Annotated in this window: 9 protein-coding genes; 8 read left to right on the top strand and 1 reads right to left on the bottom strand. The window is 69.8% G+C overall.

Annotation, left to right across the window (positions count from 1 at the left end; translation table 11 throughout):
• Window positions 1-123: 123 nt before the first annotated feature.
• Window positions 124-1,272 carry an AAA family ATPase gene (locus ACFY1H_RS22820; RefSeq protein ID WP_366584418.1) on the bottom strand — a complete coding sequence of 383 codons (1,149 nt, stop codon included), beginning with the start codon at window positions 1,270-1,272 and terminating at the stop codon, window positions 124-126.
• A 484-nt stretch (window positions 1,273-1,756) separates the two neighbouring features.
• On the opposite strand from ACFY1H_RS22820, the gene ACFY1H_RS22815 reads away from it, so the two are divergent.
• The 8 genes from ACFY1H_RS22815 (at window position 1,757) to ACFY1H_RS22780 (ending at window position 13,422) form a co-directional block, all read left to right on the top strand.
• The gene (locus ACFY1H_RS22815) at window positions 1,757-3,820 is read left to right on the top strand and encodes a fibronectin type III domain-containing protein (protein ID WP_386949201.1); all 2,064 of its coding nucleotides are present in this window, start codon (window positions 1,757-1,759) and stop codon (window positions 3,818-3,820) included.
• Between the two features lie 56 nt (window positions 3,821-3,876).
• The gene (locus tag ACFY1H_RS22810; protein WP_386949199.1) at window positions 3,877-4,842 is read left to right on the top strand and encodes a carbohydrate ABC transporter permease; all 966 of its coding nucleotides are present in this window, start codon (window positions 3,877-3,879) and stop codon (window positions 4,840-4,842) included.
• Window positions 4,843-4,851: 9 nt separating this feature from the next.
• Window positions 4,852-5,766, top strand: a complete 915-nt coding sequence (locus ACFY1H_RS22805) for a carbohydrate ABC transporter permease (protein ID WP_366584412.1) — start codon at window positions 4,852-4,854, stop codon at window positions 5,764-5,766.
• 10 nt (window positions 5,767-5,776) lie between these two features.
• Complete coding sequence (locus tag ACFY1H_RS22800; protein ID WP_386949196.1) at window positions 5,777-8,146, top strand: glycoside hydrolase N-terminal domain-containing protein; 2,370 nt, start codon at window positions 5,777-5,779, stop codon at window positions 8,144-8,146.
• On the top strand, window positions 8,146-9,117 hold the full coding sequence (locus ACFY1H_RS22795) for an alpha/beta fold hydrolase (protein WP_366584408.1): 972 nt from the start codon (window positions 8,146-8,148) through the stop codon (window positions 9,115-9,117). The genes ACFY1H_RS22800 and ACFY1H_RS22795 overlap by 1 nt, the downstream gene beginning before the upstream one ends.
• Window positions 9,118-9,199: 82 nt before the next feature.
• Window positions 9,200-10,561, top strand: a complete 1,362-nt coding sequence (locus tag ACFY1H_RS22790) for a sugar ABC transporter substrate-binding protein (RefSeq protein WP_366584406.1) — start codon at window positions 9,200-9,202, stop codon at window positions 10,559-10,561.
• Window positions 10,562-10,588: 27 nt separating this feature from the next.
• The gene (locus tag ACFY1H_RS22785) at window positions 10,589-12,748 is read left to right on the top strand and encodes an alpha-galactosidase (RefSeq protein WP_386949192.1); all 2,160 of its coding nucleotides are present in this window, start codon (window positions 10,589-10,591) and stop codon (window positions 12,746-12,748) included.
• The gene (locus ACFY1H_RS22780; RefSeq protein ID WP_366584402.1) at window positions 12,745-13,422 is read left to right on the top strand and encodes a GntR family transcriptional regulator; all 678 of its coding nucleotides are present in this window, start codon (window positions 12,745-12,747) and stop codon (window positions 13,420-13,422) included. The genes ACFY1H_RS22785 and ACFY1H_RS22780 overlap by 4 nt, the downstream gene beginning before the upstream one ends.
• Window positions 13,423-13,474: the final 52 nt, after the last annotated feature.

The following is a 13,474-nucleotide window of genomic DNA, read 5'->3' as shown; positions in this document are numbered from 1 at the left end:
GTGCTCGCTGCGAGCGGTGCTGGGCTGCTTACACCCGACGGCGTGCTTTGCCCGGCAGCGCTTCCGCTGCGACCAGTCCAGCGCGCCGTGATCGAAGCATCGACCGCCGAGGTGGCCGCCGCCTTACCGCTTCGGCCAGTGCCACGAGGGCCGGTCCAACCGCCCCTGTCCGGAAAGGACAGTGGCGCCGAAGTCCTTTTCCAGTTCCAGCAGGTCCGCGCCCGTGGAGTCCAGGGCGCGGACCAGTGGCTGGGAGTGTGACACCACCACAAGTTGCGCGCGGCGGGCTGTTCGGGTGATCAGCGCCGCCAGGGCCGGCAGGAGTTCCGGGTGCAGGCTTGTCTCGGGTTCGTTGAGGACCAGCAGTTCCGGCGGCCGTGGGCTCAGCAACGCGGCGACCCACAGCAGGTACCGCAACGTCCCGTCCGAAAGTTCGGCCGCCGTGAGGGGGCGAAGCAGCCCGTGCTGCTGGAACCGCAGTTCGAAACGGCCGTCGGCTGACGTGATGTCCACCGAGGCGCGGGGGAAGGCGTCCTGAACGGCGGACTCCAGGGCCCCGGCGTCGCCCGACTCCTGGATCGTACGCAGGGCCGCGGCGAGGTCGGCGCCGTCGTGGTCGAGGACGGGGGTGCGGGTGCCGATGCGGGATTCGCGGGCCGGGGCGGTGGCGTCGGTGCGGAAGTGGTCGTAGAAGCGCCACGCGCGGATGCGTTCGCGCAGCAGGAGGAGCTCCGGGGCGGGGAAGGAGCTCAGCATGCTGTCCGTCAGGCCGATGGGCTGCGGCTCGGGCGGCCACGCGCCGGTCGAGTCGCGGACGCGCAAGGTCGGGCCCGCGCGGTCGGCGAGGAGGGTGCGCGGGGACAAGGCCGGGCCGGACCACACGCATTCGCGCTTGAACTCCGGGTCGAGGGAGAACATCGACGAGCTCGGGATCGGCAGCCCGAGGTCCAGGGCGTAGCCGAACTCGTCGCCCGAGAACCCCAGCCGCAGGCCGACCGCCTGGGTGCGGCGCGTGCCCTGCACGGGAGAGCGCCCGGAACGGACCGCGCGCCCGATGGCCTCCGGGCCGGCCCACAGCGTGGAGGGCAGGCCGCCTTCGCGGGCCAAAGCGGCCACGGCGCCGTTGTGCGCGGCGTCGGCCAGCAGACGCAGGGCGCGGTAGAGGCTCGACTTTCCGCTTCCGTTCGCGCCCGTCACCACCGTCAGCTCCGACAGCGGCAGCACCAGATCACGCAACGACCGGTAGTTCTCCACGGCAAGGGTTTTCAGCACCCGGCCGACGCTATCCGCCGCCACTGACAGATAACGATCGTGACTACGAAGCGGCCGACCCCGGGTGCTCCCACCTGCGGCTCTCACGGTCAGTTGTCAAATTAATTCTGCCCGTGTTCGCGGCCGCTGGACTCCGGGGCTTATTCGTCAGATCTTTGTCCGCGAGCTCGTTGACACCGTCGAACCGCGAGGTAAGAATCTCGTTTCACATATCCTATAGGATCTGCGGTCCGGAAGAGGTGTCTGTGGTGGCAGCAAGGCGAAAGGTTGTCGTCCCGGGATGCGGGACGGCGATCGGTCACCGCCGCCGGCCGGCCGGTGCTTCGCGAAGAACGCCGGCAACGAGTGACTTTCCGCGCCAGGACCTCCGATGTCTGGGCGCGCTCAGCGACTGAAGCCCACCCCCGAAGTGGCTGAAGTCAGCAGGAACGCCGGGCGGCGCGCGGGCCGTCCGGTGCCAAGGTCCGACCTCGAAGGAGTGGTCATGCCAACATCGGGCAGAACCGGGAGACGGAAGTTCGCCGTGCTCACCGGGATCGCGGCCTCGGTGCTGACGCTTTCGGCGATCCAGATCCCCGCCTCCGCCGCACCCACGCAGAACACCCAGAGCGGCCAGGAAACCCAGAACAGCACCCAGATCGCCCAGAAGCCCTACATGGGCTGGAGCAGCTGGAGCCTCGAGTCCACCAACTACCCCGGCGTGAACCCGACCGGCGGCGGCAGCTGGCTCAACGAGGCGCACGTGCTGCAGCAGGCCGACATCCTGGCCGCGAAGTTCAAGCAGCACGGCTACGAGTACGTCAACATCGACGCCGGCTGGGTGGGCTCCTTCGACCAGTACGGCCGGCCGGTCGTCGACGCGAAGAAGTTCCCCGACGGCATGAAGTACGTCGCCGACTACGTGCACAAGAAGGGCCTCAAGCTCGGCTCCTACCTCGCGGTCGGCCTGGACCTCAAGGCCTACAACGACGGCAACTCGCCGATCTTCGGCACCACCGACTGCCACACGCGCGACCTGGTCTACCCCGACCTGCGCCAGACCAGCGGCTGGGACAACCAGTCGTACCAGATCAACTTCGCCAGTCCCTGCGCCCAGGCCTACATCCAGTCCGAGGCCGACGTGCTCGCCGGCTTCGGCGTCGACTTCCTCAAGCTCGACGGCGTCGGCCCGGGTTCGTTCAAGGGCGACGCGGCGCACGACAACACCCCCGACGTGAAGGCGTGGTCGGCCGCGCTGAAGAAGACCGGCCGCCCGATGCAGTTCGTATTGTCGTGGTCGTTGTCGCACAACCAGATCGACACCTGGAAGGCCAACTCCAACGGCTGGCGCATCGACACGGACGTCGAGTGCTACTGCGACACCCTCGTCACCTGGAACAACTCGGTGAAGGGCCGCTGGAACGACGTCGTGCAGTACATCCCCGACGCCGGCCCGGGCCACTGGAACAACCTCGACTCCCTCGACGTCGGCAGCGGCAAGATGGACGGCATCACCGAGGCCGAGCGCCAGAGCTACATGACGTTCTGGGCCATCGAATCCGCGCCGCTCTACCTGGGTGACGACCTCACGCAGCTCGACGACTACGGCACCAAGCTGCTCACCAACGACGAGGTCATCGCCGTCGACCAGGCCGGGGTGCCGGCCAAGCCTGTGAGCCAGAAGAGTGACCAGCAGGTCTGGTACGCCCGCAACGCCGACGGCAGCTACACGGTGGCGCTGTTCAACCTCGGCTCCGCCCCGACGGCGGTCACCGCGAACTTCGGCGACTTCGGCCTCACCGGCGCGGCCAAGGCCCGTGACCTCTGGAGCCACCAGGAACTGGGGCTGAGCAACGGTTCCTTCACCGCGACTCTGCCCGTCCACGGCTCGAAGCTGCTGCGCCTGATTCCGGTCAACCCGGTGCAGGTCTCGGCTCCCGCCGTGGTCCACGGCACGGCCTCGACCCCGACCAGCGTCTCGCTGGCCTGGGACGCGTCGGTGAGCAAGCTCGCCCCGGTGACCGGCTACGACGTGCTCGCCGACGGCCGCAAGGTCGCCTCGGCGAGCGGCACCAGCACGACCGTCAACGGCCTCAAGCCCTCGACGTCGTACACCTTCACGGTGGTCGCCCACGACCGCCTCGGCCGCAGCTCCGCCGCGAGCACCGCGGTGTCCTACGTGACGCCGGCCGCGACCGGCCCCGTCGTCTACGAGGCGGAGAACGGCAGCCCCGGCGGCGGCGCGACGGTGTACGACTGCGCCTGCTCCGGCGGCAAGAAGGTCGGCTACATCGGTGGCAGCGGCTTGCTGACCATGAACAACATCAAGGTCGCCGCCGAAGGCACGTACCTGGTGAAGCTCGGTTACGTCGACGGTGACACCAGCCGCTCGGCCGTGGTCACGGTCAACGGCAGCTCGTTCCGGCTCCCCGCGCCGGGCACGAACGACAACGACTGGAACACCGCGCGCACGATCACGGTGCCGATCTACCTGATGGCCGGCAACAACCAGGTCATCTTCGGCAACCCGAGCGACAGCGTGTTCGACGTGGACCAGCTGACCGTCTGACAACCCCGTGGGTGGCGGTGAAAGCCGCCACCCACGGACACGAGTGAGGAGACGCCGTGGTGGTGACCACGCACAACAACAGCCTTCCCGTGCGAGGCGCCGCCGCGGCGTCCCGGGTGGACAGACCGCGCAGGACCCGGCCCGGTGCGGCCGCGCACCGGCACGACGCCAAGATCGCGTGGCTGCTCGTGCTGCCGGCGATCCTCGGGTTCGGCGTGTTCTTCGCCTACCCGACCTTCCGCGGCATCTACCTGAGCTTCACCGAGTTCCACGTGCTGTCCGCTCCGAAGTGGATCGGCCTGGCCAACTTCACGGAGCTCATCAGCGACGGTGTGTTCTGGAAGTCGCTGCTCGTCACGATCTACTTCGTGGTGCTGTCCGTGGTCCTCGGCATGCTCGTGTCGCTGCTGACCGCCGTGATCCTGCACCGGCTCGCGGCCTCCACGACCGTGCGCGGCCTGCTGATCCTGCCGTTCCTGATCTCCGGCGTGGTCACGGCGCTCACGTGGTCACTGCTGCTCGACCCGAGCCTCGGCATCCTCAACGTGCTGATCACCAAGATCTTCGGCCACCCCGTGCTGTTCCTCGGTTCCGGCGGCTGGGCCGTGCCGACGCTGGCCGCGATCAACGTGTGGAAGTCCATGGGCTACAACGCGGTGCTGATCTTCGCGGGCCTGCAGACGATCCCGGCCACGATCTACGAGGCCGGCCGCATCGACGGCGCGAGCGAGGTGCAGATGTTCCGCCGCCTCACGATCCCGTTGCTGCGCCCGATCCTCGTGATGGTCGTGATCCTTACGGTGATCAGCTCGTTCCAGATCTTCGACATCGTGGCCGTGACCACGCAGGGCGGGCCGGAGAACGCGTCCAACGTGCTGCAGATGTACATCTACAACAAGGCGTTCCGCCAGTTCGACTTCGGCTACGCGGCCACGATGTCGCTCGCGTTGTTCGTCCTCCTCATCGCCATCACGTTCACGCAGCTGCGCATGGCGCGCGCCAACGAATCCGACACGAACTAGGGCAGGGACATGGTTACGCTGACTCGACCGGCACCCGCCCGCACACGCAAGCCCGTGTCCGTGGGCCGCATCCTCGCCTGGGCCTACGTCGTGGTGATCCTGCTGGTCACGATCTTCCCGTTCTACTGGATGCTGCGCACCGCGCTGTCCAACAACTACTCGCTCTCCACCGACCCGTCGTCGTTCTTCCCGGTCGACTTCACCTTCGGCGCGTTCAAGCGCGCCCTCGGGCTGGCGTCGCCGGCGGAAGCCGCGGCGCAGGGCGGTTCCGGCGCGTCGCTCGGCCTGACGCTGGCGCTGCGCAACTCGATCATCTACGCGGCCCTGCTCACCGTGTGCACGGTGTTCTTCTCCGCCATCGCGGCCTACGCCTTCGCGCGGCTGCACTGGCGCGGGCGCAACACCGTGTTCTCCATCCTGCTCACGGCGCTGATGGTGCCGCAGGTGCTCACGCTGCTGCCGAACTTCGTGCTGGTGAAGGACCTGGGCCTGCTCAACACGTTCGCCGGCCTGGTGCTGCCCAACGCGTTCTTCTCGGCGTTCAACATCTTCTTCCTGCGCCAGTTCATGCTCGGGCTCTCCACCGAGATCGAGGAAGCCGCGATCATCGACGGCGCCGGACCGCTGCGCGTGTGCTTCCGGATCGTGCTGCCGATGTGCTCGGCGCCGATCGCGACGCTCGCGTTGCTGACCTTCATCAACACCTGGAACGACTACTTCTGGCCGTTGCTTGTCTCGTCCGACACGTCCACGAGCCCGCTGACGCTGGCGCTGGCGGTGTTCAAGCAGTCGTCGCCGCAGGAGGCGCTCGACTGGTCGGGCCTGATGGCCGCGACCATCATCGCCGCGCTGCCGATGCTGCTCGTGTTCATGGTGTTCGGCAGGCGGATCGTGAACTCCATCGGGTTCACCGGGCTCAAGTGAGAGAACTGCTGTGACGAACGAAGATCTGTGCCTCGGCTGGGCCGCGCCCGCGGTCGAGTGGACCGAGGCGAGCCCCGTGGGCAACGGCCGGCTCGGCGCGATGGTGTTCGGCGGCGCCGGCCGTAGCCGCGTGCAGCTCAACGACGCGACGGTCTGGTCCGGCACTCCCGCCGGCCCGGTCGACGCGCTGGCGGACGTCGTCGCCGCCGGTGCCGGACCGCAGCGGCTGGCGGAGGTCCGCGAGGCCGTACGAGCGCGGGACTACCGGCGGGCCGAAGCGTTGCTGGTGTCGTTCGAGGGGCCGTACAGCCAGGAGTTCCTCCCGTGGGGCGACGTCTGGGTGACGCTGCCGGACGGCGAGAGCCGCGGCCGTCAGCTCAACCTGGCCAACGGTGTGGTCAGCGAACGACTGTCCGTTGGTGGGACCACTGTGGGCCGTGCGGTGTGGGCGAGCCGGCCCGCCGGCGCGCTGGTGATTTCCCTGACGGCGTCGGCGCCCGTCGACCTCGGCGTGGAGCTGAGCACGCCCCTGCGTGAGGTCACGCGGCTCGTCGAGGACAGCGGGATCACGCTCGGGATCGAGCTGCCCGTGGACGGCGCGCCCAAGCACGAACCGGAGGTCGCCGAGCCGCTTCGCTACGCCGATCGCGCTCACCCTGGCTACGACCCGTTCGGCGCGCTCGCTCTGCGGCTCGAGACCGACGGCACCGTGTCCACTGTGGAAGGCACGCTCAGCGTGGCCGGAGCGACGCGGGTACTGCTCACGGTGGCCAGCTCCACCAACGCCGCCGACGTCTGGTCCGGCACGGCACCCCGGTCCCGCGAACGCCACCAGGCCGTGGCCGCCGGAACCGCCGCGACCGCGTTGGCCGAGGGCGCCGATGAGCTCTTGCGAAAGCACGAAGCCGACCTTCGGCCGTTGCTCGCGGCGGCGAGCCTGCAGTTCGGGCACCACCGTGCGGGCACCTACGACGTGGCCGCCGACGTCCTGTCCGGAAAGGACGAACAGCTCACCGCCACGGTGATGTTCGCCTACGGCCGCTACCTGCTGGCCACATCGTCCCGGCCCGGTGCGCCGCCCGCGAACCTGCAGGGCATCTGGAACGAAGAGCTGCGCCCGGCGTGGTCGTCGAACTACACCGTGAACATCAACACCGAGATGAACTACTGGGCCGCCGAGACGACCGGGCTCGGCGAGTGCCACACGCCGCTGTTCGACCTGCTGGGCAAGCTCGCGGTGATGGGCGCCGACGTCGCCCGGGAGCTCTACGGCACCCGCGGCTGGGTCACCCACCACAACACCGATCCGTGGGGCTGGGCTCTGCCGGTGGGCATGGGCCACGGCAACCCGTCGTGGGCGATCTGGCAGATGGGCGGCGCGTGGCTCGTCCAGCACGCCTGGGACCACTACGACTTCACGCGCGACACCGCGTTCCTGCGCGAGACGGCGTGGCCGCTGCTCAAGGGCTGCGCCGAGTTCTGCCTCGACTGGCTCACCGAAGGCCCGGGCGGGTTCCTCGACACGATCCCCTCGACGTCACCCGAGAACCTGTTCGTCTCCGAGGCCGGGGAGCCGGAGTCGCTGACCTGGTCGGTCACGATGGACACGGCGCTGATCCGCGCGGTCTTCACCCGCACGCTCGCGGCGGCCGAGGCGCTCGGCATCGAGCACCCGGTGGCGGCCGAGATCACCGCGGCGTTGCCGCGCCTGCGTCCGCTGCGCGTGACCGACGGCGGCTGGCTCGCGGAGTGGGCCGAGGACCTGCCCGAGCAGGACCCGAAGCACCGGCACATGTCGCAGATGATCGCCGTGTACCCGCTCGACCAGATCACCGCCGGTACGGAGCTGGGCGCGGCGGCGACCGCGTTGCTGGACCGCCGTGGCCCGGGCGCGATGGGCTGGTCGTGGGCGTGGAAGATCGCGCTGCGCGCCCGGCTCGGCGACGGGGACACCGCGCGTTCGCTGCTTTCCGAGGCGACGCAGCCGTTCACCGGCGACGGCCACCGCGACGCGCCCGTGGACGGCTCCGAGTGGGGCGGGCTGCTGCCCAACCTGTTCAGCACCCACCCGCCGTTCCAGATCGACGGCAACTACGGCTTTCCGGCCGGGCTCGCGGAGCTCGTGGTGCAAAGTCACGCCGGCGCGATCGACCTGCTGCCGGCGTTGCCCTCGGCGTGGCCGGACGGCACGGCCCGCGGGCTTCGGGCGCGCGGCGGACTGGCAGTGGACGTCACCTGGCAGACCGGGAAGGTCGTGTCGGCTCGGGTGACGCGGTTGTCCGGCGATGCCGGCGACGACGTCGTGGTCCGGTGGCCCGGCGGCGGCACGACGGTCAAGGTCGCCGTCGGCGAAGTGTCCGAACTGGACGGTGAGTTCTGATGTTGACCGACCTGCCGCCGGCGCAGCTGCGGACGTACACGAGCGCGTACCAGGCCCCGGAAGACTTCGACGAGTTCTGGCGGGAAACCCTCGCGGAGACGGCGAAGTACGAGCTCGACCTCACCGTCACCCCGGTCGAGACCGCGCTGCGGACACTCGACGTGTTCGAGGTGACCTACGCCGGCTTCGGCGGCTACCCCATCCACGCCTGGCTGCGCGTGCCCAGGAACCAGCCCGGTCCGTTGCCCGCCGTCGTGCAGTTCCACGGCTACGGCAGCGGCCGCGGCAGCGCGCTCGAGGAGCTGGTCTGGGCTTCCGCGGGCTACGCGCAGCTGCAGGTCGACGTCCGCGGCCAGGGCGGCGCGCACGCGGGCGGCACGACCGGCGACCCGGTGGGCAGCGGCCCGTCGTTCCCGGGATTCCTGACCCGCGGGATCACCAGCCGGGAAACGTACTTCTACCGTCGCGTGTTCACCGACGCGGCGCGCGCGGTGGAGGCCGCGCGGGCGCTCGACGTCGTCGACCCGGACCGGGTCGCGGTGGCGGGCAACAGCCAGGGCGGCGGGATCGCCCTGGCCGCGGCGGCGCTCGTGCCGGACGTCGCGGCGCTCTACGCGCAGGCGCCGTTCCTGTGTGACCTCCGGCGCGCCTCGCTGATCGCGGGCAAGGCGCCGTACACCGAGCTCGCCGGTTACCTGGCCGCACAACGGCACGAGGTCGAGCGGACGTTCGAAGTGCTGTCCTATTTCGACGGTGTCGGCTTCGCGAGCCGCGCCGCCGCCCCGGCGCACTTCTCGATCGGGCTGATGGACGACATCGTCCCGCCGTCGACGGTTTTCGGAGCCTACAACGCCTATCGCGGCCCGAAACACCTCGACGTATGGGAGTACAACGGGCACGAGGCCGGCGGGGGCCAGGACCTGGAGAACGTGCTGGCCACGTTCGCGTCGCTGCTCAAGCCGGGCAGCTGAAAGTCAGTTTTGAAATCCCTCAAGTTTCAAATCCACAGTGGAGTGGAGAAGCGTCCCGAGTGGCGCGGAAGCGAGGAAACCCATGAAGATCCGCACTTGGGCCGCCACCGGGCTGGCGGCGGTGCTCGGAGCAGTGCTGGCCGGCTGCGGCGGTGGCTCGGCCGACGCCGGCGGCAACACCGTGAACTGGTGGACCTGGGACGACCACCAGGCCGCCGCCTACCAGGTGTGCGCCGACGCGTTCCAGAAGGCCAACCCCGGCACCACGGTGAAGATCTCCCAGTACACCGTGGCCGACTACTTCACCAAGCTCACCGCCGGCTTCGTCGCGGGCACTGCGCCCGACGCGTTCCAGGACAGCGTGCAGTACCTGCAGGCCTACGCGAGCCAGCACCAGCTGCTTCCGCTCGACGACTACATCAAGAAGGACAACTTCGATCTCAAGAAGTTCTCCGTGGGCGTCAACTCGTGGAAGTTCACCGACGGCAAGCAGTACGGCCTGCCGCTCGACTGGGCCTCGGCCGGTCTCTACTACAACACCGACGCCCTCACCAAGGCCGGCTACACCGCCGCCGACGTGCACAACCTCAGCTGGAACCCCGACGACGGCGGCACCTTCGACAAGATGGTGGCGCACCTGACCGTCGACAAGAAGGGCGTGCGCGGCGACCAGCCGGGCTTCGACAAGAACAACGTCGCCTCCTACGGGATGGGCCAGCTCGCGGCGAAGGACTTCATCGGCCAGGTGACGTTCAGCGCGTTCGCCTCGACGCTGGGCTGGCGTCTCGGTGACAAGCCGGAGTGGCCGACGAAGTTCAACTACAGCGACCCGCGGTTCGTCAAGACCGTGAACTACATCCGCACGCTGACCGACCGCGGTCTCGCGCCGAAGATCGGCACGTTCACCACCGGCGCCGGCCAGGCCACCGTCAGCGACGCCGACCTGATCGGCTCGGGCAAGGTCGCCATGGAGCTCTCGGGTTCCTGGTCCGCGCCGAGCTTCGCGAAGCTGCCGGGCGTGAAGATCGGGATCGCCGCGCCGCCCACCGGACCCGACGGCAAGACCCGCGCGCTGACGTCGAACTCCAACGGCAACACGATCTGGGCCGGCACGAAGAACCCCGACCTGACCTGGAAGTGGGTCTCGTACATGGGTTCGCAGGAGTGCCAGACGGCGGCCTCGAAGACGGGCACGTTCTTCCCGTCGATCCCGGCTTCGATGGACGCGGCCACCGCGGCCATGAAGCCGCAGGGCGTGGACCTGTCGGTGTTCACCGCGATGCTGAAGAACGGCTCGCTCTACCCGGCCGAGGTGTACGCCAACGGCGCCGCCGTGCAGGCCGCGGAGGAGCCGCTGCTCGAATCGTTCTATTCGCACAATCGCAACGACGACGTGTTCCCCGAAATGGAGAAGCAGAGCGTTTCGCTGCTCGCCAAGAACTAGGAACGCCCGGGAGTCAGGAGTGAGGACATGTCCAGCCCTACGGTGGTCGGCCTGCGGGCCGCCGGCACGAGTTTCGCCGTGGAACTCGGCCGGCCGGTGCCCCGCGTGCTGCACTGGGGCGCCGACCTCGGCGAGCTGTCCGAAGTGGACGCCGAGGCACTGCGGCTGACCGCCGGGGGCGCGGTGCTGAACAACGCGCCCGACGTGGCCCGCTCGTTTTCCGTGTGGCCCACGGAGGCGCAGACGTGGTCCGGCACCCCCGCGTTGTCGGGCCACACCGCCGGCCGCGGCGCGGTGCCGCGGCCGGTGCTGCGGGGCTTTTCCCAGGACGAAGGTGCGTTGACGCTGGAGCTCACCGACGCGTCGTCCGGGCTGGACGTGGAGCTGACCTACCGGCTGACCCCTTCGGGGGTGCTGGAGGTGGCGACCAAGGTGACCCGGCACGTGGACGCGGGCACCGAACCGTACGACCTGGCCGGGGTGGTGGCCGTGCTGCCGCTGCCCCGGCGGGCCGCGGAAGTGCTCGACTTCACGGGCAAGTGGTGCCGCGAACGCAGCCCGCAACGGCAGCCGCTGGCGTTCGGTGGCCACGTGCGCGAGGTGCGCCGCGGCAAGCCGGGCGCGGACTCGCCGTATCTGCTGACGGTCGGCGAGCCCGGGTTTTCCTTCGCCTCGGGCGAAGTCTGGGGCATGCACGTGGCGTGGAGCGGCGACCAGAAGTGGTTCGCCGAGCAGCTGCCCGAAGGCGCGGGCGTGCACGCGAGTGTGCTGGGCGGCGGTGAGCTGCTGCGGCCCGGCGAGGTCCGGCTCGCGGCGGGGGAGTCGTACGTGGCTCCCGTGGTGTGTTTCGCCTGGTCGGACGAGGGGCTCGACGGGCTCGCCGCGCGGTTCCACGCGTACCACCGCGCGCGGGCCGCGCACACGGGCAAGCCGCGGCCGCTGACGTTGAACACGTGGGAGGCCGTGTACTTCGAGCACGACCTCGACCGCCTGCTGGAGCTCACGGAGCTGGCCGCGAAGGTCGGCGTGGAACGGCTCGTGCTCGACGACGGCTGGTTCCGCGGCCGTCGGGACGACACCGCGGGCCTGGGCGACTGGACCGTCGACCGTGCCGTGTGGCCGGAGGGTCTCACGCCGCTGGTGGACCGCGTGCACGCGCTGGGGATGGAGTTCGGGCTGTGGGTCGAGCCGGAGATGGTGAACCTCGACTCCGACACCGCCCGGGAACACCCTTCGTGGCTTCTCGGGCCCGCTGAGCTGGGTGCGCCTTCGCGCAACCAGTACACGTTGAACATCGCGCACCCCGAGGCGTACCAGTACTTGCTGGACTCGCTCGACGCGTTGGTGGGCGAGTACGGCGTCGACTACCTCAAGTGGGACCACAACCGCGAGCTGCACGAGGCGTATGACCGGGTCACGGGCCGGGCGGGCTCGCGCGCGCAGACGCTGGCGCTGTACCGGCTGCTCGACGAGTTGCGAGCCCGCCACCCGAGGCTGGAGATCGAGAGCTGCGCGAGCGGCGGCGGCCGCGTCGACCTGGGGATCCTCGGCCGGACCGATCGCGTGTGGGCGTCGGACTGCATCGACCCGCTGGAGCGGCAGGCGATCCAGCGCTGGACCGCGCAGCTGATCCCGCCGGAGGTGATCGGTTCACACGTCGGCGCGGAGCGCAGCCACACGACCGCGCGCGTGACGGACCTGTCGTTCCGGCTGGTCACAGCGTTGTTCGGGCACGCCGGGATCGAAGCCGATCTCACGCGCAGCTCGGCTTCGGAGCTGGCTGCGTTCACCGCGTGGGCGCAGCTGTACAAGGAGTTCCGGCCCCTGCTGCACGGCGGGCGCGTGGTGCGCGCGGACCTGCCGGACGCCGACGCCTACCTGCACGGCGTGGTTTCGGAGACGCGTGCCCTGCTCTGCTGGGCGCGGCTGGCGACGGGCGCGGCGGGACAGCCCGGACGCGTGCGGCTGCCGGGACTGGACCCGGCGCGGCTGTATCGCGTGCGGGTGCGGGCCGAAGCCGGGCTGCCGTCGTTGCGAGAGGTCACGGCGCCGGAGTGGTTCACGCGGGCGGTCGACGGGCCTGTCGAACTGCCGGGCACCGTGCTCGCGGTGGCCGGCCTGCCGATGCCGGTCCTGGACCCGGCGCAGGCGCTGCTGCTTGACCTGTCCACTGTGGAACGGTCGTGAGGCCGGGCGCGGAGCGCGGGCTCGTCGCGCTACCGGCCCGGCAGGTGCTCGCCGACGGTGTCTACGAGCAGCTCCGCGCCCTCATCATGAACGACGGCATCGCGCCCGGCGCCCGCGTGAACATCGACGAGATCGCGCGGGAGCTGGGTGTCTCGGGCACGCCGGTGCGGGAAGCGTTGGCGCGCCTGGAATCCGAGGAGCTGGTGAGCCGCCTGCCGTTGCGCGGCTACCGCGTGACCGAGCTCCTGACGCGCCGCGAGGTCGACGACATGTACTCGCTGCGGATGCTGCTGGAGCCGCCGAGCGCCGGGCTGGCCGCGAAGGCGATGTCGGACGATCATTCAGCGGCGCTGCGCGCGGAGCTGGCGACGTGTCCCGCCGCGCCCGCGCACGACGCGTACAGCGACTACAAGGCGCTGACCGCGCACGACGCGCGTTTGCACGAGCTGGTGCTGCGCATCGCGGGGAACGCGGCGGTGGAGCAGGCGTTCGCGCGCACCCACTGCCACCTGCACTTCTTCCGGCTCAACTACAACCAGCCGTTCGGCGAGCAGACGATCTCGGAGCACCGCGCCATCGTCGAAGCCCTTGTGTCGGGCAGTGCGGTCGCGGCGCGCAAGGCGATGGCCGCGCACCTGGACGTGGCGCGCGACCGGCTGTTGTCCCGCATGTGACGCACCCCAATGTGGCGTTGGTTGCGTTGGGCGCACCCAATGTGGCGGGGGG

The sequence above is a fragment of the Amycolatopsis sp. NPDC001319 genome (assembly GCF_042896185.1).
GTDB lineage: Bacteria > Actinomycetota > Actinomycetes > Mycobacteriales > Pseudonocardiaceae > Amycolatopsis.
Note: the sequence above shows the minus strand (reverse complement) of the source record. Positions and strands in the feature narration are given on the sequence as shown.

Excerpts from the sequence above, each read along its gene's own strand:
- ACFY1H_RS22815 (WP_386949201.1), top strand. The coding sequence starts at position 1,757 with ATGCCAACATCGGGCAGAACCGGGAGACGGAAGTTCGCCGTGCTCACC.
- ACFY1H_RS22805 (WP_366584412.1), top strand. The coding sequence starts at position 4,852 with ATGGTTACGCTGACTCGACCGGCACCCGCCCGCACACGCAAGCCCGTG.
- ACFY1H_RS22795 (WP_366584408.1), top strand. The coding sequence starts at position 8,146 with ATGTTGACCGACCTGCCGCCGGCGCAGCTGCGGACGTACACGAGCGCG.
- ACFY1H_RS22790 (WP_366584406.1), top strand. The coding sequence starts at position 9,200 with ATGAAGATCCGCACTTGGGCCGCCACCGGGCTGGCGGCGGTGCTCGGA.
- ACFY1H_RS22785 (WP_386949192.1), top strand. The coding sequence starts at position 10,589 with ATGTCCAGCCCTACGGTGGTCGGCCTGCGGGCCGCCGGCACGAGTTTC.